28 protein-coding genes and 1 pseudogene are annotated in these 24463 nt (G+C 35.5%); 27 read left to right on the forward strand and 2 right to left on the reverse strand.

The window, feature by feature from the left end; genetic code table 11:
* Positions 1 to 22: 22 nt before the first annotated feature.
* From ACODS7_RS05860 to ACODS7_RS05940, 17 genes and pseudogenes are all read left to right on the forward strand, one after another.
* The gene (locus ACODS7_RS05860; RefSeq protein ID WP_048565258.1) at positions 23 to 391 is read left to right on the forward strand and encodes a flagellar export chaperone FliS; all 369 of its coding nucleotides are present in this window, start codon (positions 23 to 25) and stop codon (positions 389 to 391) included.
* Entirely contained in the window at positions 381 to 653 is a 273-nt protein-coding gene (locus ACODS7_RS05865; RefSeq protein ID WP_001058088.1) for a hypothetical protein, read from the forward strand. Before ACODS7_RS05860 ends, ACODS7_RS05865 begins: the two co-directional genes overlap by 11 nt.
* Before the next feature lie 368 nt (positions 654 to 1021).
* On the forward strand, positions 1022 to 1429 hold the full coding sequence (gene flgB / locus ACODS7_RS05870; RefSeq protein ID WP_016077909.1) for a flagellar basal body rod protein FlgB: 408 nt from the start codon (positions 1022 to 1024) through the stop codon (positions 1427 to 1429).
* 21 nt (positions 1430 to 1450) lie between these two features.
* A pseudogene (flgC, locus tag ACODS7_RS05875) lies at positions 1451 to 1863 on the forward strand (flagellar basal body rod protein FlgC).
* Between the two features lie 16 nt (positions 1864 to 1879).
* Complete coding sequence (fliE, locus tag ACODS7_RS05880; protein ID WP_000701682.1) at positions 1880 to 2179, forward strand: flagellar hook-basal body complex protein FliE; 300 nt, start codon at positions 1880 to 1882, stop codon at positions 2177 to 2179.
* Positions 2180 to 2201: 22 nt separating this feature from the next.
* Complete coding sequence (locus tag ACODS7_RS05885) at positions 2202 to 3779, forward strand: flagellar M-ring protein FliF C-terminal domain-containing protein (RefSeq protein WP_029441905.1); 1578 nt, start codon at positions 2202 to 2204, stop codon at positions 3777 to 3779.
* A gap of 13 nt (positions 3780 to 3792) precedes the next feature.
* On the forward strand, positions 3793 to 4797 hold the full coding sequence (gene fliG / locus ACODS7_RS05890; RefSeq protein WP_029441906.1) for a flagellar motor switch protein FliG: 1005 nt from the start codon (positions 3793 to 3795) through the stop codon (positions 4795 to 4797).
* On the forward strand, positions 4784 to 5473 hold the full coding sequence (locus tag ACODS7_RS05895; RefSeq protein WP_029441907.1) for a FliH/SctL family protein: 690 nt from the start codon (positions 4784 to 4786) through the stop codon (positions 5471 to 5473). The genes fliG and ACODS7_RS05895 overlap by 14 nt, the downstream gene beginning before the upstream one ends.
* Entirely contained in the window at positions 5470 to 6774 is a 1305-nt protein-coding gene (gene fliI / locus ACODS7_RS05900) for a flagellar protein export ATPase FliI (protein ID WP_098138367.1), read from the forward strand. The genes ACODS7_RS05895 and fliI overlap by 4 nt, the downstream gene beginning before the upstream one ends.
* 116 nt (positions 6775 to 6890) lie before the next feature.
* Entirely contained in the window at positions 6891 to 7301 is a 411-nt protein-coding gene (locus ACODS7_RS05905; RefSeq protein WP_098628996.1) for a cytoplasmic protein, read from the forward strand.
* Between the two features lie 10 nt (positions 7302 to 7311).
* Positions 7312 to 8421: a flagellar hook-length control protein FliK gene (locus ACODS7_RS05910; protein WP_142333766.1), complete on the forward strand. Its 1110-nt coding sequence runs from the start codon at positions 7312 to 7314 to the stop codon at positions 8419 to 8421.
* Between the two features lie 3 nt (positions 8422 to 8424).
* A complete protein-coding gene (locus tag ACODS7_RS05915; protein WP_016082176.1) occupies positions 8425 to 9003 on the forward strand; it encodes a flagellar hook assembly protein FlgD in 579 nt (192 codons plus the stop codon).
* A 16-nt stretch (positions 9004 to 9019) separates the two neighbouring features.
* Positions 9020 to 10243: a flagellar hook protein FlgE gene (locus tag ACODS7_RS05920; protein ID WP_000588320.1), complete on the forward strand. Its 1224-nt coding sequence runs from the start codon at positions 9020 to 9022 to the stop codon at positions 10241 to 10243.
* A gap of 49 nt (positions 10244 to 10292) precedes the next feature.
* Entirely contained in the window at positions 10293 to 10628 is a 336-nt protein-coding gene (locus tag ACODS7_RS05925) for a DUF3964 family protein (RefSeq protein WP_016122222.1), read from the forward strand.
* 298 nt (positions 10629 to 10926) lie between these two features.
* On the forward strand, positions 10927 to 11412 hold the full coding sequence (locus ACODS7_RS05930; RefSeq protein WP_243168301.1) for a LysR family transcriptional regulator: 486 nt from the start codon (positions 10927 to 10929) through the stop codon (positions 11410 to 11412).
* A 124-nt stretch (positions 11413 to 11536) separates the two neighbouring features.
* Positions 11537 to 12445 carry a chemotaxis protein gene (locus ACODS7_RS05935; RefSeq protein WP_000075943.1) on the forward strand — a complete coding sequence of 303 codons (909 nt, stop codon included), beginning with the start codon at positions 11537 to 11539 and terminating at the stop codon, positions 12443 to 12445.
* 740 nt (positions 12446 to 13185) lie between these two features.
* Positions 13186 to 14133: a DNA-binding domain-containing protein gene (locus ACODS7_RS05940; RefSeq protein WP_142333771.1), complete on the forward strand. Its 948-nt coding sequence runs from the start codon at positions 13186 to 13188 to the stop codon at positions 14131 to 14133.
* 95 nt (positions 14134 to 14228) lie between these two features.
* Here ACODS7_RS05940 and ACODS7_RS05945 read toward each other — a convergent pair whose 3' ends face one another.
* Positions 14229 to 15029 (reverse strand): flagellin N-terminal helical domain-containing protein, encoded by an 801-nt coding sequence (locus ACODS7_RS05945; RefSeq protein WP_098628992.1) that lies wholly within the window; start codon positions 15027 to 15029, stop codon positions 14229 to 14231.
* A gap of 239 nt (positions 15030 to 15268) precedes the next feature.
* Positions 15269 to 16429, reverse strand: coding sequence for a flagellin N-terminal helical domain-containing protein (locus tag ACODS7_RS05950; protein ID WP_098628991.1), 1161 nt, complete (start codon positions 16427 to 16429; stop codon positions 15269 to 15271).
* A gap of 257 nt (positions 16430 to 16686) precedes the next feature.
* Here ACODS7_RS05950 and ACODS7_RS05955 point away from each other — a divergent pair, with 257 nt between their 5' ends.
* The 10 genes from ACODS7_RS05955 (at position 16687) to flhA (ending at position 24451) form a co-directional block, all read left to right on the forward strand.
* A complete protein-coding gene (locus ACODS7_RS05955; RefSeq protein WP_000635230.1) occupies positions 16687 to 17472 on the forward strand; it encodes a lytic transglycosylase domain-containing protein in 786 nt (261 codons plus the stop codon).
* Between the two features lie 62 nt (positions 17473 to 17534).
* Positions 17535 to 17759 carry a flagellar motor switch protein FliN gene (locus tag ACODS7_RS05960; protein WP_000775712.1) on the forward strand — a complete coding sequence of 75 codons (225 nt, stop codon included), beginning with the start codon at positions 17535 to 17537 and terminating at the stop codon, positions 17757 to 17759.
* 14 nt (positions 17760 to 17773) lie between these two features.
* A complete protein-coding gene (gene fliM / locus ACODS7_RS05965) occupies positions 17774 to 18760 on the forward strand; it encodes a flagellar motor switch protein FliM (protein ID WP_000012361.1) in 987 nt (328 codons plus the stop codon).
* Positions 18761 to 18770: 10 nt separating this feature from the next.
* Positions 18771 to 19130, forward strand: coding sequence for a flagellar motor switch protein FliN (fliN, locus tag ACODS7_RS05970; protein ID WP_000680010.1), 360 nt, complete (start codon positions 18771 to 18773; stop codon positions 19128 to 19130).
* 12 nt (positions 19131 to 19142) lie between these two features.
* Positions 19143 to 19463, forward strand: coding sequence for a hypothetical protein (locus ACODS7_RS05975; protein ID WP_000121178.1), 321 nt, complete (start codon positions 19143 to 19145; stop codon positions 19461 to 19463).
* Complete coding sequence (locus tag ACODS7_RS05980; protein ID WP_001220582.1) at positions 19460 to 20218, forward strand: flagellar type III secretion system pore protein FliP; 759 nt, start codon at positions 19460 to 19462, stop codon at positions 20216 to 20218. Before ACODS7_RS05975 ends, ACODS7_RS05980 begins: the two co-directional genes overlap by 4 nt.
* A gap of 33 nt (positions 20219 to 20251) precedes the next feature.
* A complete protein-coding gene (locus ACODS7_RS05985) occupies positions 20252 to 20527 on the forward strand; it encodes a flagellar biosynthetic protein FliQ (RefSeq protein ID WP_001098080.1) in 276 nt (91 codons plus the stop codon).
* A 15-nt stretch (positions 20528 to 20542) separates the two neighbouring features.
* On the forward strand, positions 20543 to 21304 hold the full coding sequence (locus ACODS7_RS05990) for a flagellar biosynthetic protein FliR (RefSeq protein WP_001055695.1): 762 nt from the start codon (positions 20543 to 20545) through the stop codon (positions 21302 to 21304).
* Between the two features lie 10 nt (positions 21305 to 21314).
* Entirely contained in the window at positions 21315 to 22361 is a 1047-nt protein-coding gene (gene flhB, locus ACODS7_RS05995; RefSeq protein ID WP_016082171.1) for a flagellar type III secretion system protein FlhB, read from the forward strand.
* Between the two features lie 23 nt (positions 22362 to 22384).
* The gene (flhA, locus tag ACODS7_RS06000) at positions 22385 to 24451 is read left to right on the forward strand and encodes a flagellar biosynthesis protein FlhA (RefSeq protein WP_029441911.1); all 2067 of its coding nucleotides are present in this window, start codon (positions 22385 to 22387) and stop codon (positions 24449 to 24451) included.
* The last annotated feature ends 12 nt before the right edge of the window (positions 24452 to 24463 follow it).

The raw sequence follows: 24463 nt of genomic DNA on the forward strand, positions 1-24463 counted from the left end.
TGAAAGTTGAGGAAGTGATCGTATGCAAGCATGGCAACGTTATATGCAAAATGATATTATGACGAGTAATCCGATTAAAAATACAATTTTTATTTATGAAAGATGTATTGTAGAGTTTCGTAATTTAGAAGAACTTTTACATACTTTTAACTTACAAGAAGGGGACGCACTTCTTGAAAAGTTAGAACGTATTTTTGAAGAATTAAAACTTCAATTGAATCCTGAAATTACGAAAGATTTATATGATAGTTTATATGGTTTATACGATTGGATTAGCATTCAAATTCAATCGATGAAAGTAACGCGTGAAGCGAAAGATATTGATGCAATTGTGAAAGTGTTACAAGATTTAATAGACGGTTACCGCGGAGCACTTGAAAATGAACAATGATATTTATCGGACGTTTGTCAGCTGTTTTAATGAAATCGGTGAATTGCAAGTGTCAGACAGAGAGTTTGCTGAGAAGAGTGAGATGTTAAATCGCTGGATGATGACATTGGATGAAGAAACGCGTGCGCAAGTTGCAGCAGAAGTAAGCCCATTTATTATTAAGGCAGCACAGCATATTCGAGATAAGCAAAAGATTTTGGAAGAAATGATTATGACAAATGATGGACGAATGAAGGCCAATTCATTTTACGGTAAATATTAATAATAACGTTTGGAAACAGATTCCCCTTTTAAAAGGGGGTCTATTCCTTCGTTTAAATAAAGAAATCCGCTGATTGAGGTTTCATTTTATGACTGTGATGAAAAAATAATAGTAATCTAAATAATAGAAAAATGGATTTTAGTTTATAGTTCATATATTGAAATGTTGTATAGATTACTGTGTGTATACAGTTTTTTGCATTCTTTTTTATATTTTTGTATTTTTCTAAAGACAACAATGGAAAAATGGAATAAAATATGTAAGGGTACATAATAGTAAATATTTTAATAAATGCATATAAGAAAATAAATAATGAAGTGAAACTTCTATCAGTGGATCATTAAGTTAGAAAAGAAAGGGTGTGGAATATGCCAGATTTAGTGAGTGATGTAAGCCATTATATGAATTATTTAGTGACGAAACGAAATACGGTTTCTAGTAATATTGCAAATGCAAATACACCTGGCTATAAAGCACAAGATGTAACATTTGCTGAGCAGATGAATAAAAGTAGTGCATTATATAAAAACAATGCGGCTGATTTAAAGAGCAATCCAGATTTATATCAAACGAATGAAATGCACTTGCCGACAGTAAATACGAAAAATACATATGCAAAGATTCAAACAAAATCAATGCAAACGAATAAAGACGGGAATAGTGTGGATGTAACGACAGAAATGCTAGATTTAATGAAAACAAATCAGTTATACGGTATTTCAATTAACGCAATTAATACACAATATGCAATTAACCAAGCGGCACGCGGACGTTAAAAGTAGAAGGAGAGACAACGGATGTTTCAGGCAATTAATGCAGTGGCTCAGGGCTAACGACAGCGCGAAAGTGGATGGAAGTTACTTCTAACAATATTGTAAATGCGAATACGACGGCGGCTCCGGGGGCAGATTTATATGAGCGTCGTAGTGTGGTGCTAGAATCAAACAATAGTTTTGCAAGTATGTTAGATGGTGCTCCTACTAATGGAGTGAAAATAAAAAGTATTGAAGCAGACAAAACGGAAAATTTAGTGTATGATCCGACGCATCCGCACGCAAATGAAGAAGGATATGTACGCTATCCAAATATTGATGTAACTGCTGAAATGACGAATGTAATGGTTGCTCAAAAAATGTATGAAGCGAATACGAGTGTATTAAATGCAAATAAAAAAATGCTTGATAAAGATTTAGAAATCGGCCGAGGATAAGGGGGAAGATAGTAATATGAAAATCCAACCAATGTTAAATACACAACCATTTGGAGCAATTCAGTCAATTGGTGCACCGAAAACTTCTCAAACATCTGTAGTTGAGGGGAAAAAGTTTATTGATTTATTGGAAGATATGAATCAAACACAAAACAATGCACAAACAGCAGTATATGATTTACTAACTAAAGGGGTAGGAGAAACACATGACGTTTTAATTCAGCAAAAGAAAGCTGAGTCTCAAATGAAAACGGCTGCTCTCGTACGTGATAATCTTATTGAAAATTATAAGTCACTAATTAATATGCAAATTTAGGAAAGTGGACGGGTGTGTTTAAATGGAAAAGATGAAAAATGTTATCCAATCATTAAAAACGTGGCATAAGTTAGTAATTGGTGCTGCGCTTTTAGCGATTGTAACAGGAGCACTTTTATACTTCACCTTGCCAGATAAATATGTTGTTGTATATCAAAATTTAAATGATACAGATAAACAAGAGATTACAGCAGAATTATCGAAGTTAGGTGTCGATTATCAATTAGCGGCCGATGGTTCGATTCGTGTGCAAAAGAATGATGCTCCATGGGTTCGAAAAGAAATGAATGGGATGGGCTTACCGTTTAATTCTAAAAGTGGTGAGGAAATTTTATTAGAAAGCTCGCTCGGTTCAAGTGAGCAAGATAAAAAAATGAAGCAAATTGTCGGTACGAAGAAGCAATTGGAGCAAGATATTGTAAGAAACTTTGCGACAGTTGAAACGGCAAATGTTCAAATTACATTGCCTGAAAAAGAGACAATTTTTGATGAAGAAAAAGCAAAAGGAACAGCGGCGATTACGGTTGGAGTGAAACGTGGACAATTGTTAACAGCTGATCAAGTTGCAGGTATACAGCAAATGATAAGTGCAGCAGTTCCTGGTGTAAAGGCAGAAGAAGTAAGCGTTATTGATAGTAAAAAAGGTGTTATCTCAAAAGGGACAGATGAAGCACATTCTAGTAGTTCTTCTTCTTATGAGAAAGAAGTAGAGATGCAGCATCAACTTGAAGGTAAATTAAAGCAAGATATTGATGCAACGTTAATGACGATGTTTAAACCGAATGAATATAAAGTGAATACGAAAGTATCTGTAAACTACGATGAAGTTACACGTCAGTCAGAAAAGTATGGTGATAAAGGTGTACTTCGTAGTAAACAAGAGCAAGAGGAAAGCTCTACTGCGCAAGAAGGGGCAGATACGAAGCAAGGTGCTGGTATTACAGCGAACGGTGAAGTGCCAAACTACGGTACGAACAATAATCAAAATGGTAAAGTTGTTTATGATAATAAAAATGGTAACAAAATCGAAAACTATGAAATAGATAAAACAGTTGAAACAATTAAGAAACACCCAGAATTAACGAAAACAAATGTTGTTGTATGGGTAGATAATGATACGCTAGTAAAACGTAGAATTGATATGACAACTTTTAAAGAAGCAATTGGAACAGCGGCAGGACTTCAAGCTGATCCGAACGGTAACTTTATAAATGGTCAAGTTAACGTTGTAACTGTTCAGTTCGATCAGCCGAAAGCCGAAAAAGAGAAAGAGCCAGAAAAAAGTGGTATGAACTGGTGGTTATTCGGTGGAATTACAGCTGGCTTATTAGCAATCGGTGGTCTAGTATGGTTCTTATTAGCAAGACGTAAGAGAAAGAAAGAAGAAGAAGAGGAATATGAAGAATACTTAGCAGAAGAGGAAGTGGCTGCAAGTAATGAAAGTATCTTGGAAATTCCTGAAGAAAAAATAGTGCCAGAGCCAAAACCTGAACCAGAAGAACCGAAAGAACCAACGTTAGATGAACAAGTGCAGGATGCTACGAAAGAACATGTAGAAGGAACTGCAAAAGTAATTAAAAAATGGTTAAACGGACAGTAAGGGAGGAACAACGATGTTAGATGAAATCTCCTCCAAAGAAAAAGCTGCCATCCTTATTCGTACATTAGAAGAAGGGGTGGCAGCAAAAGTCATTGAATATATGACAGCTGAGGAAAAAGAAGTACTACTTCGTGAAATCGCAAAGTTTCGTGTATACAAACCAGAAACGTTAGAAAATGTACTAGGAGAGTTCTTATATGAACTAAATGTAAAAGAATTGAACTTAGTCACTCCAGATAAAGAATATATTCGTCGCATATTTAAAAACATGCCAGAAGACGAACTGGAAAAATTATTGGAAGATCTTTGGTATAACAAAGATAATCCGTTTGAGTTCTTAAATTCACTTACAGATTTAGAGCCACTCCTTACAGTGCTTAATGATGAATCACCACAAACAATTGCAATTATCGCTTCTTATATTAAACCGCAACTTGCGTCTCAATTAATTGAGAGATTGCCAGATCATAAACGAGTAGAGACTGTAATGGGTATTGCAAAATTAGAACAAGTTGATGGCGAATTAATTAATCAAATTGGTGAGTTGTTAAAATCGAAATTAAATAATATGGCATTTAGTGCAATTAATAAAACTGATGGCTTGAAAACGATCGTAAACATTTTAAATAATGTTTCACGAGGTGTTGAAAAAACAGTCTTTCAAAAGCTGGATGAAGTCGATTATGAGTTATCTGAGAAAATTAAAGAAAATATGTTTGTCTTTGAAGACTTACTTGGTCTTGAAGATCTTGCGCTTCGCCGTGTATTAGAAGAAATTACAGATAACGGTGTTCTTGCGAAAGCACTTAAAATTGCAAAAGAAGAAATTAAAGAGAAACTATTTACATGTATGTCTTCAAACCGTAAAGAGATGATTCTAGAAGAATTAGATGGCTTAGGACCACTTAAGATGACGGATGCTGAAAAAGCGCAGCAAACGATCACTGGTACAGTGAAAAAGCTAGAAAAAGAAGGAAGAATTATCGTTCAAAGAGGTGAAGATGATGTCCTTATTTAAAAACAGAATTCCGAAGAATTCTGTTTCTTTTTCTGAAGAAACGTATGAATTACAATTTCCAAAACCAGCTTCAGTCCAAATAGAAGAGGAAGAATTACAAGCTGATCATGCAGAGCTTCGCGCCCAGCAAGAGTCATTACATATGGAAATGAATCAGCTAAGGCAAGAGCAACAAATGCTAGAACGAGAGCGTCAGCAGTTATTACAAGATAAAGAACAATTTCAAATGCATATTCATGAACAAATGGAACAGATGGAAGCAGCGCGTGTGCAGTTTCAAAAAGAACAACAAGAAACAGCATATGAATGGACAGAGTTATTATGGGATCAATCTTTTCATCTAGCAGAAAAAATCGTGAATCAAGCGGTAGATTCACGATTGCTTGATGTGTTACCTATTTTAACTGGCATCGTGCAAACATTGCCAACTTCGTTTGAAAAATTAATCATTACAGTACATCCAGAAACGTTTGAACGTATTCAAGAAGAGAAGGAGAATACGAAAGAATATTGGTTACTACAATTAGTAGAATGGAAATATGATTTCTCCCTGCAGTTTGGTGAATTTGTTCTGGAAGAAGAGAAAGAGTTCTTTGAATTTAAATTTGCACCTATATTTGTGAAACTTCGTCAGAAATGGGAAGAAGAGAAGTTATTTGAGGAGCAAAATGTATGAGCCGCCTGTTAATGAATGAGAACGAAAAATGGAATAAGTTCATTGAAACACCGCTGTATACGAAAGTAGGCAAAGTTCATAGTGTACAAGAACAGTTTTTCGTAGCAAAAGGGCCGAAAGCGAAGATTGGAGATGTTTGCTTCGTTGGAGAACATAACGTCTTATGTGAAGTGATTGCTATTGAAAAAGAAAATAATATGCTACTTCCATTTGAACAGACAGAAAAAGTATGTTATGGAGATTCAGTGACATTAGTTTCAGAAGATGTTGTTGTACCACGTGGTAATCACTTGCTCGGAAAAGTGTTAAGTGCAAATGGTGAAGTGTTAAATGAGGAAGCTGAAAACATTCCATTACAGAAAATTAAACTAGATGCACCGCCTATACATGCATTTGAACGTGAAGAGATTACCGATGTATTTGAAACAGGAATAAAATCAATTGATTCTATGCTAACAATTGGTATCGGTCAAAAGATTGGTATTTTTGCTGGGTCAGGAGTTGGTAAATCTACTTTACTTGGAATGATAGCAAAAAATGCAAAAGCTGATATAAACGTTATTAGTTTAGTAGGAGAACGTGGCCGGGAAGTAAAAGACTTTATTCGAAAAGAGTTAGGCGAGGAAGGGATGCGAAAAAGCGTCGTTGTTGTAGCGACGTCAGATGAAAGTCACCTTATGCAACTTCGTGCCGCGAAACTCGCAACGTCTATTGCTGAATACTTCCGTGATCAAGGCAATAACGTACTACTTATGATGGACTCTGTTACTCGTTTCGCCGATGCCCGTAGAAGTGTTGATATTGCTGTTAAAGAGTTACCGATTGGTGGTAAAACACTGTTAATGGAAAGTTATATGAAGAAGCTGTTAGAGCGGTCCGGAAAAACGCAAAAGGGATCTATAACAGGTATTTATACGGTGCTTGTTGATGGGGACGATTTAAATGGTCCTGTACCAGATTTAGCGCGTGGTATTTTAGATGGACATATTGTATTAAAGCGTGAGCTTGCAACGCTTAGTCATTATCCTGCAATTTCAGTATTAGATTCAGTAAGTAGGATTATGGAAGAAATCGTGTCGCCACATCATTGGCAACTTGCAAATGAAATGAGAAGAATTTTATCAATTTATAAAGAAAATGAATTGTATTTTAAGTTAGGAACGATTCAAGAAAATGAAGAAAATGCTTATATTTTTGAATGTAAAAATAAAGTAGAAGGTATAAATACGTTTTTAAAGCAAGGTCGATCGGATAGTTTCCAATTTGATGATATCGTTGAAGCGATACACCATATAGTATAAGGCCTCTGCCTAAGAGGTCTTATTTTTTTGTTTTTTAATATTTCACAGATTTTTTTGGAAAAAAACTATATAATAGAAAAAGAGAACGTTATAATAGGAAGGGGCTATGAAAACAGGTGGATAAACAGCAGTACGACACAATAAAATTCCAAATAAATCAAGAAAAAGAACATATTTTAAAAGAAGTGTATGAATTAACAGCTGAAAAAAGAAAAATAGAACAAAAAAAAGAATATGATTTATATGTTGTGAAATCACGTAGTAAAGTCGTACAAACTGGACAACGTATTATGGCAGGTATGCTTTCTTCACATACGTTTTCACCTGAAAGAATAGAAGAATGGAATCGAAAAATTAAAAAAACGGAAGGTTTTATTCAAAAAAATGAAAGCCTTTTAGAGCAAGTAAAAGAAAAAGAACGTGTCATTGATGAGATGTATCAAGAAAATTGCAAAAAGCTTGCGAAAGCACAAGAAAAGCTGGAAGAAAAAATGCTTCTGGATTTGAAAATGTGTATGAATGGATGAGGTGAATGTAGTGATACAGTCTGTATTACCGGTGCAACAAAGTTTACCTCCGCAAAAAGAAAAAGGGCTAGAAGTACAATCGAAAAATGAAGATTCTTCATTCGATCGTACGATGAGAATGGAAAATAAAAAGCAGCCGAAAACGGAGAAAACGAAACGAGAAGAAGCACCACCAGAAGAGAAAAAAGATTATATTCTTTCTAAAAAATCGGTAACGAAAGAAGAGCCTATTGTAAAGAAAGAAGAAAAAAAAGAGACAGAACAGTTGTTATTAGCTGTATCTGAGCAAATGGTTGCAATTGAGCAATTACATGTGCAGCCGGAATTGTTATATCAATACATACAAAAAATACAAGAGCTATATAAAGAATATGGCAATATTAAACTTAATGAATTACCTGCAGCTGAATTACAACAATTACAAGAACTTCTTTCAAATATGAATATCAAAAATGCTATATGTTTAGAAGATACAATGCAAATGGTATTAGACAAAATGAAGATGCCAGAGCAGACGATGCAAGCGTTGAAGGTTGTAGAAACAGAAACTTGTAATATTGCAAAGAAACAAGAAGAGTCTAAAGAGGTAGATCTTCCGAAAACTGAGAGCGATGATGCAAAGATAGAGTTGCCAGAAGTTGATGCATTAAACGATTCGAGCTCTGCAGGTGCAGAGTTATTAAATAAAACGGCGAGTACCGAACAAGTAGGGAAATCAAATAGTGGTGCTGAGAAAGTTTCGTTACCTGACTTAGGAAAGAAAATGGAAGCGCAAGTAGAAGCGCTGCAAAAATTTGTAGTGAAACAAGAACGTGTTTTATTTCAGTTAAATCCAGAAAAACTTGGTACATTAACAGTGTTTATGAAAAAACACGGAGATCAAATTGACGTTCACGTAGAAATGGAAAAACACGATGCGAAAAAACGTGTTGAAATCATTTTTGATGAATTGAAATTAAAATTAAAAGAAAAAGAAATCAATATTCAAATTAGCTATTCAGATAAAGATGAAAATCGAAAAGAACAGCGAGAACAAGAGCAAAGGCAAAAACAGAAATTAGCAAATACAAATCATGAAAAACAACAATCAACAGAATTTGCGGGATTATTGGAGGAATAAAGCGTGCCAACAGTTGGGTTAAATACAACGAGTACAAATCATATTCCGTTACAAGCAGGAGCGCAAGCAAAAAACGCAACTGTTAATGGTGTACAATCGCCAGTGCAACAAAGTAATGGAGTTTCGGCAGGAGCGCAAAAGACTCCTGGGGTAATGGGGAAAGATGATTTCTTAAAATTGTTTTTATCAAGTTTCCAACATCAAGATCCATTTAATGCGATGGATATGAATCAAATGATGAATCAGACAGCACAGTTATCTCTTATGGAACAAGTACAGAATATGACGAAAGCAGTAGATAAGCTACAATCAACGATGTATTCAACAGCACTTGATGGTGGAATGAAGTTTTTAGGTAAATACGTAAGAGGTGTTGACGGTGACGGAAACAAAGTAACCGGTCAAGTAGAAACGGTTCGCCTTGCGGAAAATAACGATGTACAGCTCGTTATTAATAATAAGGTTGTATCTCTTCGTTTCGTTGAGAGAGTGTCTGATAAACCGATTGGGGAAACGAACCCAGAAGACGCAAAGAAAGACGATCAAAAAGTAACTGAAGAAGTAAAAACTACAAATTCATAAGGAGTGTCCATACGTTATGATTAAAGCGTTATATACAAGTATTACAGGGATGAATGCAACACAAAATGCATTAAGTGTAACTTCAAATAATATTGCCAATGCACAAACAGTAGGTTATAAAAAACAAAAAGCAATGTTTGATGATTTACTATATAACAATTCGATTGGTGCAAAAGGTGACGGTAAATACGCAGGAACAAATCCGAAAAGTATTGGTAATGGTGTGAAAATGAGTGGTACAGTTACGGATTATAGTGATGGTACAATTACGTTAACAGGTGGCAAAACACAAGCCGCAATGGAAGGTAATGGTTTCTTCGTTGTAGGTGATTCAAAGGGCGGGAATATGGAATTTACTCGTAAAGGTACGTTTGGGATATCTTCAGATTACTATATTACGAATACTGAAGGTCAATACGTATTTGCATACCCTGCAAATGAGGCAACTGGTGAAGTTGATTTATCTGGAATTCCAGGACCGTTGCAAATTCCAATGGGAACAGCAATTGGTGGTATTCGAACATCGAAAGGGACAATTAAAGGGAATATTCCAACTGGTGAAAAACAAATTACACAAGATTTACCTGTATATGATAACGCAGGGAATACATGGACAATGCGTGTAGAGTTTAAACAAACGAGTGAACATAATTATACATATAAAGTACAAATGCGTAATGACTCGAAAAAAGAAACAGAGTTTAAGGATGTTCCAGGTGCAGGTGGTAATATGACATTTGATGCTGTTGGAAATCCAAATCCGAAAGAGCAAGGAGCCAATATTCCATTTGATGGCGGCTCTATAAAATTAGACTTAAGTCATTTAACAAACCATCCAACAGATAAAACATTATCAGTAACAGACGTAGATGGTAGAGCAGCAGCGACAGTTAAAGATTGCTTCATTGCTGACGGTGGATATGTGATGGTAAAATATTCTGATGGAAGTATGAAATCTGCAGGTCAATTAGCTGTTGCGATGTTCCCGAACGAAGGCGGACTAATGAAAACAGGTAATGGTAACTATACAGCGACGAATACAACAGGTATTTTAGCTCTTGGTGCATCTGGTCAAAACGGTGCGGGTAAAGTACGTGGTGGTGCACAAGAAGGTGCAAACGTAGATTTATCTGTAGAGTTCGTTGACTTAATGTTATACCAACGCGGATTCCAAGGAAATGCGAAAGTAATTAAAGTTTCAGATGAAGTATTAAATGAAGTTGTAAACTTAATTCGATAATATATCGTAATGAAAAAATGTAATGGAGTAGAAAGGGTTTTTTATTCGTATGACAAGACAAGAGCGAATTTTACAATTGCCTTTTTTCGAAAATAAACGTGAACTTGCCGAGCAAGTATTAAAAATAGAACGAGAAGAGCATGTATATTTACCAGATCAATTTGAAATTAAGCAAGTGCCTCCGTATTCATTTGGCGAAAAACAAGCAATCATTGGCCGTATCCATGAGTTTTATTTCATAAGTGTTGGTAGCGATAGCGTTTGGAAGTATCAACTGTTTAAGGATGAGATGAAGTGTCGTGAGTTTTTTGTTATGTTGCCTGATATTACGGATCAGCAGATAGCGTTTTGGTTTAATAACATAGAGTTATTGAAAAGTTCTTAAAAAAGATCTTAAAAGCTCTTTTTAGGGTTGACGAGAGGACCCAGCGTTGTTTTGGAGCGGTTAGTGCCTAATAGGGACTCGACTGGTGGGTAAGGACAGAGGTATGAAGAGTTACTAGGGTAGTATAAGAAGAGGTAAGCAAGATAAACAGTTATGATCCAGAAGAGCTCCTAGTTGTAAGAATAGAGCTATGGAGGCGTACTGAGATAGTTGGAGATGAGATAATCATCTCATAGTAGGCCAGTGCCTTCTGGATAGTATGTGACGATAGATTTTTATAAAAGGAGAGGTGAGGAGGATGGCGCAAAATAAGTATCGCGTTACATTCATTTCGCCGAGTGAGGTTGAGCAGCGGACTGTAATGGCGGCGAATAGTTTGCCAGATTTAATTCGTAAAGTAGAGAGTATTATTGCAGATCCACACGGTTATTTTGTGAATGATAAAAAAAATAATTGTTATTTTAAAGTGATTAAAGAAAATGTTACGTTTATTCAGTATGAGTTACTATTTTCGGATAAGGAAATTCATATTGAAAAATTAAAACATATAGCACCAGTAGTATTAAAACGATTATTCGAAAAAATAAATGACCCGGAATTATATGCACTCGCGCTACTGGATGTTGATATAGCAACGAAAGAATATGTGCTAGCAGAAATGAATTCTGAGCTGAGAATAAGAGTAGAGACCGAGCTTTCGAAAAAATGGGAAGCAATGCCGACGGAAGTTGTAGGAGCACAAGAAGTGTTATTAGAGGCACTTGCTTCGTTTATACAAGATTAATTGTTTTTTTTATAAAATGAATCGTTCGACTATCTATATTTTTTATATAGGTAGTTGACTTTTTCGCTTTTATAAAGCTTAATAATTAGATATACGGAATTAATGGAAGGGGAGCGACACCTTTATGTCACAAGCACAAAGTATTTTATTAGAAAGCGGAACAAATGAATTAGAGATTGTTACGTACACTGTTGGTGAAAACCTATTTAGTATTAATGTAATGAAAGTACGTGAAATCATTAATCCATTCCCTGTTACAACTGTGCCAGAATCTCATCATGCAGTTGAAGGTGTTGTTCAAGTACGTGGTGAAATTTTACCTGTTATTAACTTAGCAATGGCTCTTAATTTAAAGTCAACAAAGCCACTTGATCAAACGAAATTTATCATCTCAGAATTAAACCAAATGAAAGTTATTTTCCGCGTTGATGAAGTGCATCGTATTCAACGTATTTCATGGGAACAAATTGATGAACCAGCTTCATTATCTATGGGACTAGAAGAAACGACATCTGGTATTGTAAAACTAGATGGCAAAATCATCTTACTATTAGATTATGAAAAAATTGTATGTGAAATTAGCGGCACTGGTTATGACAATAAATCAATTGCAGGGTTAGAACAAAAAACAGATCGGGCTGAAAAAGTAATTTATATTGCAGAAGATTCAGCGATGCTTCGTCAAATATTAGAAGAAACATTATCATCAGCTGGATATACGAAAATGAACTTCTTCAGCAATGGTGCAGAAGCGTTAGCGCAAATTGAAAAATTAGCGAAAGAGCAAGGCGAAAAAATGTTTGAACATATTCACCTGCTAATTACGGATATTGAAATGCCAAAAATGGATGGACATCATTTAACAAAAGTAGTTAAGGATAGTGAAGTAATGAATCGTTTACCAGTCATTATTTTCTCTTCATTAATTACAAATGAATTATTCCATAAAGGTGAAGCTGTAGGAGCAAATGCCCAAGTAAGTAAGCCAGATATTCAAGAGTTAATTGGTTTAGTTGATAAGTTAGTGCTTTAAAAGCTTCTATTTAGCCAGAATAGAAGCTCTAGCTAAGTGCTGAGCGGTCAGTGCTTAATAGAGCCCTATGCGATGTTGAGACCAGAGATATGGAGTGGTTATAGGTAAGCAGAAGAGCTGGTGTATAACATTTTTCTATTTAGTAGGAATAGGGGAAACTACTTATGTAAGTAAGTTTTCAGTGCTTAATAGAGTCTCATGCGATGTGAGTTCAGAGGTATGAAGTAGTTTTAGGTAAGAAGAAGTGAGACTTTGATTGAGGATTTGAAGATTGGGTTTATAACTCTATTCTGTTAGAGGGGGAAGGAATTAGCCATGTGTAAGCATTGGTTAGTTCCTTTTTAGTATTCTATACTTTAAACAGGCAGAAAAATGAAAGGTTTCTTGGGTGTTTGTCGCTGTCTGTGTGAATAATCTTCATTTAGAGATTTTTGATTTAAAAATATAAGCGAACGTATTTTTGGGATTATTTTAGTTATATTTCGTGGTAACGCAAATTTTTTCGGTGAAAAAATATTCAAAATACCATATAATATAATTAAATGTAATTAATATGCAATTTTACATATTAATAAAAAACATTTTCCAAATTTTTATACTTTCTATACATTTTTGTATGTTAATTATTTGACAGATAATTTCGAACTGTTATAATATGGATATGTAAAAATTGCTATTTTCTTAAAAGACATGGGAGTCAGATGAGAATTGTGAAAGGATGAGGGGGAGTGGCACAGATTATGTATCACCACACAGCAATTAATGTATTAGGTCTTTTACAAAACATGTCAAATAATAAAATGAACGATATGCAACTAGAGGTGGAATTTAAAAAAATAGAAAAAGAATTCCAAGTAAAGTATGAAGAATTAGTTGATTTACATAATAGAATGGTATTATTTCAAATAGATATAGAAAAAAATGGCGGGATGCGAGCGTACGAAAAATCAGCAATTACATGGCTGAAATCTGAACTAGAGCTACTGTATGAAGTGTATCAATTTTGTCAGCGTCACGGTTTAAACATTTTAAATATTTCAAAATACGTAAGTAAAAATGAACTAAATCTTTTTCCAAAAACAGAAAGTCAATTGCAAAATACGTATTATAAATTGAAAAAACGTGAAATACCGTTTGAAAATATTGAAAAACAAAAACCAGGACGAAAGAGAAAATATATACCAGTAAAAGAGACAATCGTTGCAAGAAAACAAGAAAACGAGTACGAATTAAAAGAAGAAATCCAGCATAAAGAGGATGAAAAAAGTCTTGTAACAGTTATATCTGGTATTGTTGATAACTTTGAAACAATTAATCAATGTAGTGACAGGAAAGAAGACGAACTACATCAGTTTATGGAAGGTATTTATAAGCTTTCTAGTATGGCGGCAGGGCGTTTTAGAGAAGCAAAGAATACACGTAGCCTAGAAGGTGAATTGCAGTCGTTACAACTAGAAAATGAAAGGTTAAAACGAGAGAAAGAAGAGCTTGTACAAGATATTAAAGGCATGACGCAGCTTTTAATTCATTTCATTACAAGTTCTGATATCGATCAAATTCGTAAATTACCAACTTTCGTACAAGATTGTAAAATGGAATTACATAAACTAGGGCTATATAATGCACAAGACGGTAAAATGAAAATTATGGTTGATCGTAGCGGACAAGTTATGACCGTAACACAGTAATAAAATTTGGGTACAAAATAAAAGGGAGATACATAGTTTATATGTATTTCCCTTTTATTTTGTATGGAATCGTTCCAAAGAAGGAAGATGAATTTTTACGATTGTAGTAGTTTAGAAAGCATTTGCGGAATTTGGTTCGCTTGTGAAACCATACTAAGGGCAACTTCAGTTAATAATTTGAACTTTAAAAAATCACTCATCTCCTGCGCCATATCTGCATCTTCAATTCGAGATGCTGCATCTGTTAGGGCCATACTTTGGCTATTTAAATTTTCAATATTGAACTGTAAACGATTCATCATAGCACCGAGATCAGCACGATGAAGTGATACATTTTGTAAAGCCTCTTCAATTTTAAGAATCGCCGCTCTGGCTTCTTGTTCTGTTGAAATCTTGATGTCGTGTTGTGTAGGGGAAGGGGGAATATGTTTCGTCATATTTATCGTATGATCGATATCGTCTAATGTAACTGGGCGGTTTTGACCGTCAAATACGGATAAATCATTAAACTCAGTCGTCTCGCCAATATAGCTAATTTGTTCTGTTAAAGATTGAAATTCTTTACTGAGTGAGTCACGGTTTTTATTTGAATTTGTACCATTTGCAGATGGAACAGCTAAATTACGCATACGCTGCAAAATATCCGTCACAGTTTGAAGGGCAGCTTCGGCCGTACGAAGCATTGATAGTGCATCCTCATTATTACGAATCGCCACGCGCATACCACTCGCTCTCGCATGCATACGAGTCACAATCGCTACGTTTGCTGGATTATCCGAAGCAGTATTTAACTTCTTACCAGTCGCCAAATGCTCCATTGCAACATTCATATGGTTCTCATTCTCATACAACGACTGCCTAGCATTCATACTTAAAACATTCGTACCAATACGCATAATAGACACCCCTTATAGATTGATATAGTTAGTGTTCTAAAGTTAATAAAAGGTCATGAAAAGATAAAAAGGCTTATGCTTATTTGCTATTTGTGTTTTAGCATAAGAGGGGATCAAGATAAGCACTAACCGTTTCTATGCACCGCAGATGCTCTCTTCCATCAAAAAAAGGAAGTTTTTATAAAAAATAAACCTCTCCGCAAGCAGAGAGGTTTATTCATGAAACTAACTCAAATGGCTTATTGTAATAATTTAGAAACCATTTGTGGAGTTTGGTTTGCTTGAGAAAGCATGCTGATACCAGCTTCGTTCAAGATTTTGAACTTAGTCATTTCAGACATTTCTTTCGCCATGTCAGCGTCTTCGATTTGAGAAGCAGCTGAAGCCATGCTAGCAGATTGGCTCTTTAGGTTATTTACGTTAAAGTCAAGACGGTTTAATGTAGCACCTAGAGTTGCGCGGTTTGAAGCGATTGTTTCAAGAGCTGAATCAATTGCTTTGATAGCACCAGAAGCATTTTGTACTCCTTTTTCAATTACGTCTCCTGCTTTAGGAGCAACAAATGCTGTACCAATTGCCTGAGCTTTGTCTATATCTGTTGGAGCTTTAACAGATTCTGCAATTGCTGCTTCAACGGCTTTAACATTTGCCTTAGACATTAAAGGTTTAACTTTATCAAATGCATCTTTAAATGTTTCAACTGCTTTAGCAATTTCTTCTTTAGTAGAAGCAGTAACTGGAGGTATTGCTGAACCGTCTGCAGCTTTTATGTCTGAGAATGCCTTAGTTGCTGCAGTAATATTCTCTTGAGCACCCGCGATATCATCAGCAGTAAGTGTAACGTTGATAGTTTCTGTTGTGCTTACCCCAGCGATTGTAAGTTCGTTAATTTTTAATGCTTTAGTAGAAGAATCAGCTAAATTGATGTTGATTTGTTTAGTAGTATCTGCATTATCTAAAGTTTGAATAGCGATAGTTTTATTATCACCATTCAATAATTTCTTATCGTTAAACTCTGTGTTTTTAGAAATGTAATCGATTTGTTCTTTTAATGCAGAAAATTCTTTATCTAATGCTTTTTGGTTGTCACCAGTATTCGTACCGTTCGCAGATTGGTTAGCGATGTCACGCATACGAAGTAAGATGTTAGATACTGAGTTTAAAGCTGAGTCAGCTGTACGGATTAATGACATACCGTCTTGCGTGTTGTTAGCTGCAACACCTAAACCGTTTTCACGTGCACGCATACGAGTTGCGATTGCAAGACCTGCTGCATCGTCAGAAGCGTTGTTGATACGTTTACCGCTTGATAAACGGTCCATAGCGTTGCTCATTTTAGCTTGGTTTTGGCGCATGTACTCTTGAGTACGCATGCTGTTAATGTTTGTATTAATTCTCATGTTAAGAAACCCCCATTTTTTTATATTGACTTTTCTGCAAATTGAAAAACGGTAATATGCGAAAAAATCAATTTCGAGATTTATTGTAATCCTTGCTACAACGGGTGTCAACTAAAAATTCGAATTAATAAATATAAAAAAATAACAGTTTAACAATATATTCATTTTTTTATTACATAATTATTAAAAGGATTATTGCAAACTTTAAAAAAAAACTCTAATATTAGATTATCTTTGTTTACCGAAAAGGTGATATTATGATAGTTGGAAATATAGTAAAAGAAGTGCTTGCATATAAAAAAGGACAAATTCAGCAAAAGTTAAGTAGTCCACAAGCATTTGTTAGTAGTCGTTTTCAAGAGAAGTTGCAGAGTGAACCTGCGAAGGAGACGAAAGAAACTACGCAGCCGGCAAAAGTAGAGGATATGAGTCAGCCGGTACAATCTACGAAAATAGAAGCGGTTGTTAATAAACCGGCAGAAACTATTAATAAAGTAGAGGAAGCGAGTAAGCCTGAAGAAAAGGTTGAAACGAAGAAAGCAGATGAAGTGCAAGTTGCGCAAAAAGAGTTTGAACGACGTTTCCCAGAAACGAAAAATGAGGCTGCTGATACGTGGGAATTAACGAAGAAGTATAATATTCAAAAAATACGTTCTTCCAATGAAGGGAAGTATGAGGATATTATTGATCGAGTAAGTCGTACATACGGAATTCCAAAAACGTTAATTCAAAAAATGATTGAAGTAGAGTCTAATTTTAATCCGAAAACGGTATCACATGCAGGTGCGATGGGTCTTATGCAGCTTATGCCAGCTAATGTGAAGGAAATGGGTGTGAAGAATCCATTTTCACCAGCTGAAAGTATTGAAGGTGGTGTGAAAGAGTTAAGCGGTTATTTAAAGAAAAATAACGGCGACTTAGTATTGGCACTTGCCTCTTATAATGCTGGTCCTGGCAATGTGAGAAAGTACGGAGGCGTACCGCCATTTAAAGAAACGCAAGGATATATTAAAAAAATATTAAATATCGACGTTTCAAAATAAGAAGTTTCATATATAGAGAGAACATGAAATTTTCGTGAACATGATATGGGAGTTGGCTAGATTTGAAATTACAAGATGATATTCCGTTAACAATTTATTTTGAAATCGGAAATACGAAAAAGAAAATTGAAGATCTGCTTCATATTACGAAAGGTACATTGTATCGTCTTGAAAATTCAACGAAAAATACGGTGCGTCTTATGCTTGAGAATGAAGAGATTGGAACCGGAAAGATTTTGACGAAGAATGGGAAGATGTACGTTGAAATCGTTGAATTGAAAAGGTAGGGAAGGGGATTGTCATGAGTGGCGAAAAATTAAGCCAAGAGCAAATTGATGCCCTGCTGAAGGCGGTAAATGAAGGCGAGGAAATGCCAGCTTTCGCACAAGAAGCAGGAAAGCAAGAGAAATTTCAAGAGTATGATTTTAATAGACCAGAGAAGTTCGGTGTTGAGCATTTACGTAGTTTGCAAGCGATTGCTTCTACGTTTGGGAAACAGACGTCACAGACGTTATCAGCGCGTATGCGTATTCCAATTGAATTAGAGCCTTCAACGGTTGAGCAAGTTCCATTTACGAGTGAGTATGTGGAGAAAATGCCGAAAGATTATTATTTATATTGCGTAATTGATCTCGGTTTACCAGAGCTTGGAGAAATTGTTATTGAGATTGATTTAGCATTCGTTATTTATATTCATGAATGTTGGCTTGGCGGAGATAGTAAGCGTAACTTTACGATGCGCAGACCGTTAACAGCATTTGAGTTTTTAACGCTTGATAATATATTCTTGCTTCTTTGTAAAAATTTAGAGCAATCATTTGAAAGTGTTGTTGCGATTGAACCGAAATTTGTAACGACGGAAACAGATCCGAATGCATTAAAGATTACGACAGCGAGCGATATCATTTCATTACTTAACGTAAATATGAAAACAGATTTTTGGAATACGACGGTGCGTATCGGGATTCCGTTCTTATCTGTTGAAGAAATTATGGATAAGTTAACGTCTGAAAATATTGTCGAACATTCTTCGGACAAACGTAGGAAGTATACGTCTGAAGTGGAAGTGAAAGTAAATCAAGTGTACAAACCTGTTCACGTTGCGATTGGTGAGCAGAAAATGACAATGAGTGAGATTGAACAAATTGAAGAAGGCGATATTATTCCGCTTCATACGAAAGTTTCGGATGAATTACTTGGTTATGTAGATGGAAAGCATAAATTTAATTGTTTTATTGGAAAAGATGGAACGCGTAAGGCGCTTCTATTTAAAAGTTTTGTAGAGTAGGAGGATCCATATGAAGCATGAAGTATCTCCTGTGTCATTAATGGGATTAGAAGATTTTGCAGGAAAGCGAAATGAAGCAGGTAAAGCACATATTGATACTGTTTCAGATATTTCGATTGAACTTGGTGTAAAGCTTGGAAAGTCATCTATTACGCTCGGTGATGTAAAGCAGTTAAAAGTTGGCGATGTTCTTGAAGTAGAGAAAAACTTAGGACATAAAGTAGATGTGTATTTAAGTAATATGAAAGTCGGCATCGGTGAAGCAATTGTAATGGACGAGAAATTCGGTATTATCATTTCTGAAATTGAAGCTGATAAGAAACAAGCGGCGCTTATGAAAGCGCAAAGTCAAATGCAAGATAAAGAGTAGAGGAGGAGTCATATGTCGTATATGACGACCTTATTTCAAGTCGTTTTACTGTTTGGTGCGCTCGGTTACGGTGCATATTATATGACGAAAAAGACGCGCAAACAGCAGTTTTTTAAGCAGGGTGAAAATGGCCATATTCAAGTAAAAGACGGCGTGTATTTAAATCATCAAACGAGTGCCTTTTTATTTGAAGTGGACGGAAAGCAAGTGTTCACTGTTATTAGTAATAACGGTGTGCAGTCTGTGCAATTAACCGGAACAGGAAATCAGTTTCAACAAGCACTAGAAGACGCGGTGAAGACTGAAACGAAAAAAGTAGAGGATCCATCATGAGAATAAAGAAACAGTTATCATTATTAGCCGTTATTTTCGTATTTTCTATCGTTTTTTCAATTATTTTTGTAAATCCAGCGTATGCGGCCCCGAACGGTTTTATTAATTTCGAAAATGGAAAAGAGTTTACGAGTAATTCAAGTGTACAACTATTTGCGCTCGTTACCCTTTTATCATTATCTTCTTCTATCGTTCTATTATTTACACATTTTACTTATTTTATGATCGTTCTTGGGATTACACGTCAAGGACTTGGGGTAATGAATTTACCACCAAACCAAGTGCTTGTTGGACTTGCATTATTTTTATCACTCTTTACGATGCAGCCTGTACTCGGGCAACTGAAGAGCGATGTGTGGGATCCGATGACGAAAGAGAAAATAACAGTAAGCCAAGCTGCGGAAACGACAGCTCCTATTATGAAAGAATATATGTCAAAGCATACGTATAAGCATGATTTGAAAATGATGCTGAAAGTACGCGGAGAAGAGTTGCCGAAAGATTTGAAAGATCTTTCCTTATTTACACTCGTACCATCCTTTACGTTAACGCAAATTCAAAAAGGTTTACTAACAGGGATGTTCATTTATTTAGCGTTTGTATTTATAGATTTGATTATTAGTACACTTTTAATGTACCTCGGGATGATGATGGTACCGCCGATGATTTTAAGTTTACCGTTTAAAATACTCGTTTTCGTATATTTAGGTGGATATACAAAAATCGTCGATATTATGTTTAAGACGGTCGCCTGAAGCGCTTGATGCTATGTGATAGGAGTCATATAAATGAATACGTCACCAATTATAGATATTTTCCAAACCTTTTTTTATAAAGGGGTTATGATTTTAATGCCGATTGCCGTTGTAAGTCTGATTGTCGTTATTATTATCGCGGTTATTATGGCAATGATGCAAATTCAAGAGCAAACGCTGACGTTTTTACCGAAAATGGCGAGTATTGTGCTCGTTATTATCATTTTAGGTCCGTGGATGTTCCAAGAGTTAACGATGCTTATTTTAGATTTATTTGATAAAATCCCATCGCTATTGCGTTCGTACTAAGATAGGTGAACTGAAATGAATATGGAATTATGGGCGGCGACGTTTTTTGCGTTTTGTCGCATTACTTCATTTTTATATTTTCTACCGTTTTTCTCAGGTCGATCAATTCCGGCGATGGCAAAGGTTACATTTGGACTTGCTCTTTCAATTACAGTGGCCGATCAAGTGGATGTCTCTCACATCAAGACAGTTTGGGACGTTGCAGCTTATGCAGCAACGCAAATTGTAATTGGTTTATCACTTTCAAAAATTGTAGAGATGCTGTGGAACATTCCGAAAATGGCAGGGCATATTTTAGACTTTGATATCGGTTTATCACAAGCAAGTTTGTTTGATGTAAATGCGGGCTCACAGTCTACTTTACTATCAACCATTTTTGATATATTTTTTCTTATTATTTTTATTTCACTTGGCGGCATTAACTATTTCGTTGCCACGATTTTAAAGTCGTTTCAATATACAGAGGCGATTTCAAAATTGTTGACGACTAGTTTTTTAGATAGTCTACTCGCAACGTTATTATTTGCGATAACATCAGCGGTTGAAATTGCTCTGCCGCTTATGGGAAGTTTATTCATCATTAACTTTGTTCTTATTTTAATTGCAAAAAATGCTCCGCAATTAAACGTTTTTATGAATGCATACGTAATTAAAATTACATGTGGTATTTTGTTTATTGCGATGAGTGTACCGATGCTCGGTTATGTGTTTAAAAATATGACGGATGTATTACTTGAAGAGTATACGAAACTATTTAACTTTTTCTTAACGAAGTAGGGGGACGCGCATGGCAAAGGATAATAAAACAGAAAAGGCCACCCCGCAGAAGCGTAAAAAATCGCGTGAAGAAGGGAATATCGCCCGGAGTAAAGATTTAAATAATTTATTTTCCATTCTCGTATTAGCAGTTGTCGTTTACTTTTTCGGAGATTGGCTAGGGTTTGAGATTGCGAATTCCGTAGCGGTGCTGTTTGATCAAATTGGAAAAAATACAGATTCAACCGAGTATTTTTATTTAATGGGGATTTTATTACTGAAAGTATCGGCTCCGATATTAATACTCGTATATGCTTTTCATTTATTCAATTATATGATTCAAGTCGGCTTCCTATTTTCTTCTAAAGTCATTAAACCGAAAGCGTCACGTATTAATCCGAAAAACTATTTTACGAGATTGTTTAGTCGTAAAAGTTTAGTAGATATTTTGAAATCACTGTTTTATATGGGATTAATCGGTTACGTTTCGTACGTTCTCTTTAAAAAGAATTTAGAGAAAATCGTCAGTATGATTGGATTTAACTGGACTGCGTCACTTACTGAAATTATTAGGCAAATTAAATTTATCTTCTTAGCCATTTTAATTATTTTAATCGTTCTTTCTATTATCGATTTCATTTATCAAAAATGGGAGTACGAACAAGATATTAAGATGAAAAAAGAAGAAGTGAAACAAGAGCATAAAGATAATGAAGGGGACCCGCAAGTAAAAGGGAAACGAAAAAACTTTATGCATGCAATCTTGCAAGGGACAATCGCGAAGAAGATGGATGGTGCAACGTTTATTGTGAACAACCCGACGCATATTTCAGTGGTGCTTCGGTACAATAAACAAGTTGATGCGGCGCCTATTGTCGTTGCAAAAGGGGAAGATGAGCTCGCATTATATATACGAACGCTTGCCCGTGAACATGAAATACCAATGGTGGAAAACCGTCCGCTTGCTCGTTCTTTATATTATCAAGTCGAGGAAGATGAGACAATTCCTGAAGATTTATACGTAGCTGTAATTGAAGTTATGCGCTATTTAATTCAAACGAATGAACTTGAAGTATAATAGCGCGTTTGGAGGGGATCTCTTTGTTTAAGATGGATTCTGCAAGAACCTATTTTTCTATCTTTTTAGCAGCGTCATTCGTTGTGGCGCTCTTAATTCCACTTCCACCATTTATACTTGATATCGTTATCGTTTTTCTACTAAGTATGTCAGTGCTTATTTATATGCGAGCGACAAGTATTAACGAGTGGGATGAGTTAAAGTCATTTCCGACGATGTTGTTATTAATCGGGATTTTCCGCGTATCGATTAACGTTTCGACGACGCGAGCGATTTTAACAGACGGAAATGCGGGTCATGTTATTGAAGAGTTTGGCCAGTTCGTAATTGGCGGGAACTTATTAATTGGTATCGTTATTTTTATAGTTTTAATCATATTCCAGTTTATCGTTGCAAACGGTGCGTCTCGTACAGCTGAAGTAGCAGCTCGTTTTACACTTGATTCTTTACCAGGGAAACAAATGTCTATCGATGCTGATTTAAACCAGCGTATTATTTCAGAAAAAGATGCACAAGCAAAACGAAAAAAATTAAATATGGAAACAGAGTTTTACGGAGCGATGGATGGTGCCGGGAAGTTCATTAAAGGGGACGTTATTTTCGGGATTGTCATTTTATTCGTAAACATTATTTTTGGTTTAATTGTCGGAATGATGCAGCAAGGAATGAGCTTTGCAGATGCAGCTCTTCATTATACACAGTTAACTGTCGGTGACGGAATCGTAAACCAAATCGGTTCATTAATGCTTGCAATTTCAACAGGTATTATCGTAACGCGTGTATTTGACGGCTCACCGGATACAGTAACAGAAGGTATCTTTAAAGAGTTATTAGCGCATGAAGTCGTTGTATATGCACTAGGTGGTTTATTTATCGCAATGGGTATTTTTACTCCGCTACCGTTTCTACCATTCGCACTCGTTGGTGGAACGATTATCTTCTTAGGCATTCGTAATAAAAATCGAATAAAGAAAGAAAAAGAAGACGAGCTCCAAAAAGAATTAGAAATGATTCAAGGCGAAGATGAGCAACTGCAACAAGTGGAAGATTCATTCGGAGTATTTACGGATAAATATCCAATTATTGTAGAGCTTGGTTTAGATTTAGCAGCACTTGTAAAGCAGAAAATTAACGGGGAAACAGCTCGTGATAAAGTTGTTCTTATGAGGAAGTCGATTATTACTGACCTCGGTATTAACGTTCCTGGAATTAACTTTAAAGATAATACGAGCTTTAGACCACGTGGTCGTTACATTATTCGTATTAAAGGTGCGAAGGCGGCTGAAGGTGTTTTAAAATCAGGTTATTTATTAGCACTAAAAACACCGAACGTAATGGCTGATTTAGATGCAGAACCAGCGAAAGATCCAATTTTCGGCGAAGATGGATATTGGATTTTAGAGCATATGGTGCAAGATGCACAAATGAAAGGCTATCAAGTGTTAGAGCCACTTAGCATATTAATTACACATTTAGATGTTGTCGTAAGACGTAATCTGCATGAATTAATTCAGCGCCAACATGTAAAAGACTTAATTAACTCGCTTGAAAATGATAATGGCGTTCTATTAGAAGAGATTAAGAAGAAAGAAATTGATTTATCACTCGTTCAAAATGTTATTAAACAACTTCTAAAAGAAGGTATTTCTATTCGTGATTTACCAACAATTATTGAAGGTATTATTGACGGAAAAGAAGTGTATCAAAACCACGTTGACGGTGTGACATCATTTGTTCGTGAATGTATTTCAAAAGTTATTTGTGAAAATGCGAAAAATCCGGACGGAAAAATATATGCAGCGCTCTTCTCTGATTCAATTGAGTTAGATGCGGATGTTGTGAATAATTCATATCAAGGTTACTTATTAAACTGGGATTTAGATTTAGAAACACGTGTCGTTGAGCAAGTGCAACGCGTCTTTAAGCAAGCACGTTTAATGGGAAGAGAACCAGTGTTATTAACACGTAGAAAAGATTTTAGATTTGCAATTGTAAGACTGCTAGAACGTTATCAAGTAGAAGCACAAGTACTTTGTATTAGCGAATTAGCACCAGAAATTGTTGTGGATCAAATTGCCTATATTGAATAGTAGGGGGTGAAG

Source organism: Bacillus sp. FG16 (assembly GCF_057809515.1).

Excerpts from the sequence above, each read along its gene's own strand:
- ACODS7_RS05860 (WP_048565258.1), top strand. The coding sequence starts at position 23 with ATGCAAGCATGGCAACGTTATATGCAAAATGATATTATGACGAGTAAT.
- ACODS7_RS05925 (WP_016122222.1), top strand. The coding sequence starts at position 10,293 with ATGACAAGACAAGAGCGAATTTTACAATTGCCTTTTTTCGAAAATAAA.
- ACODS7_RS05885 (WP_029441905.1), top strand. The coding sequence starts at position 2,202 with ATGGAAAAGATGAAAAATGTTATCCAATCATTAAAAACGTGGCATAAG.
- ACODS7_RS05985 (WP_001098080.1), top strand. The coding sequence starts at position 20,252 with ATGAATACGTCACCAATTATAGATATTTTCCAAACCTTTTTTTATAAA.
- ACODS7_RS05950 (WP_098628991.1), bottom strand. The coding sequence starts at position 16,429 with ATGAGAATTAATACAAACATTAACAGCATGCGTACTCAAGAGTACATG.
- fliE (WP_000701682.1), top strand. The coding sequence starts at position 1,880 with ATGAAAATCCAACCAATGTTAAATACACAACCATTTGGAGCAATTCAG.
- fliN (WP_000680010.1), top strand. The coding sequence starts at position 18,771 with ATGAAGCATGAAGTATCTCCTGTGTCATTAATGGGATTAGAAGATTTT.
- ACODS7_RS05955 (WP_000635230.1), top strand. The coding sequence starts at position 16,687 with ATGATAGTTGGAAATATAGTAAAAGAAGTGCTTGCATATAAAAAAGGA.
- ACODS7_RS05895 (WP_029441907.1), top strand. The coding sequence starts at position 4,784 with ATGTCCTTATTTAAAAACAGAATTCCGAAGAATTCTGTTTCTTTTTCT.
- ACODS7_RS05980 (WP_001220582.1), top strand. The coding sequence starts at position 19,460 with ATGAGAATAAAGAAACAGTTATCATTATTAGCCGTTATTTTCGTATTT.
- ACODS7_RS05930 (WP_243168301.1), top strand. The coding sequence starts at position 10,927 with ATGGCGCAAAATAAGTATCGCGTTACATTCATTTCGCCGAGTGAGGTT.
- ACODS7_RS05920 (WP_000588320.1), top strand. The coding sequence starts at position 9,020 with ATGATTAAAGCGTTATATACAAGTATTACAGGGATGAATGCAACACAA.
- flgB (WP_016077909.1), top strand. The coding sequence starts at position 1,022 with ATGCCAGATTTAGTGAGTGATGTAAGCCATTATATGAATTATTTAGTG.
- ACODS7_RS05975 (WP_000121178.1), top strand. The coding sequence starts at position 19,143 with ATGTCGTATATGACGACCTTATTTCAAGTCGTTTTACTGTTTGGTGCG.
- fliI (WP_098138367.1), top strand. The coding sequence starts at position 5,470 with ATGAGCCGCCTGTTAATGAATGAGAACGAAAAATGGAATAAGTTCATT.
- ACODS7_RS05945 (WP_098628992.1), bottom strand. The coding sequence starts at position 15,029 with ATGCGTATTGGTACGAATGTTTTAAGTATGAATGCTAGGCAGTCGTTG.
- ACODS7_RS05940 (WP_142333771.1), top strand. The coding sequence starts at position 13,186 with ATGTATCACCACACAGCAATTAATGTATTAGGTCTTTTACAAAACATG.
- ACODS7_RS05865 (WP_001058088.1), top strand. The coding sequence starts at position 381 with ATGAACAATGATATTTATCGGACGTTTGTCAGCTGTTTTAATGAAATC.
- fliM (WP_000012361.1), top strand. The coding sequence starts at position 17,774 with ATGAGTGGCGAAAAATTAAGCCAAGAGCAAATTGATGCCCTGCTGAAG.
- fliG (WP_029441906.1), top strand. The coding sequence starts at position 3,793 with ATGTTAGATGAAATCTCCTCCAAAGAAAAAGCTGCCATCCTTATTCGT.
- flhB (WP_016082171.1), top strand. The coding sequence starts at position 21,315 with ATGGCAAAGGATAATAAAACAGAAAAGGCCACCCCGCAGAAGCGTAAA.
- ACODS7_RS05990 (WP_001055695.1), top strand. The coding sequence starts at position 20,543 with ATGAATATGGAATTATGGGCGGCGACGTTTTTTGCGTTTTGTCGCATT.
- ACODS7_RS05935 (WP_000075943.1), top strand. The coding sequence starts at position 11,537 with ATGTCACAAGCACAAAGTATTTTATTAGAAAGCGGAACAAATGAATTA.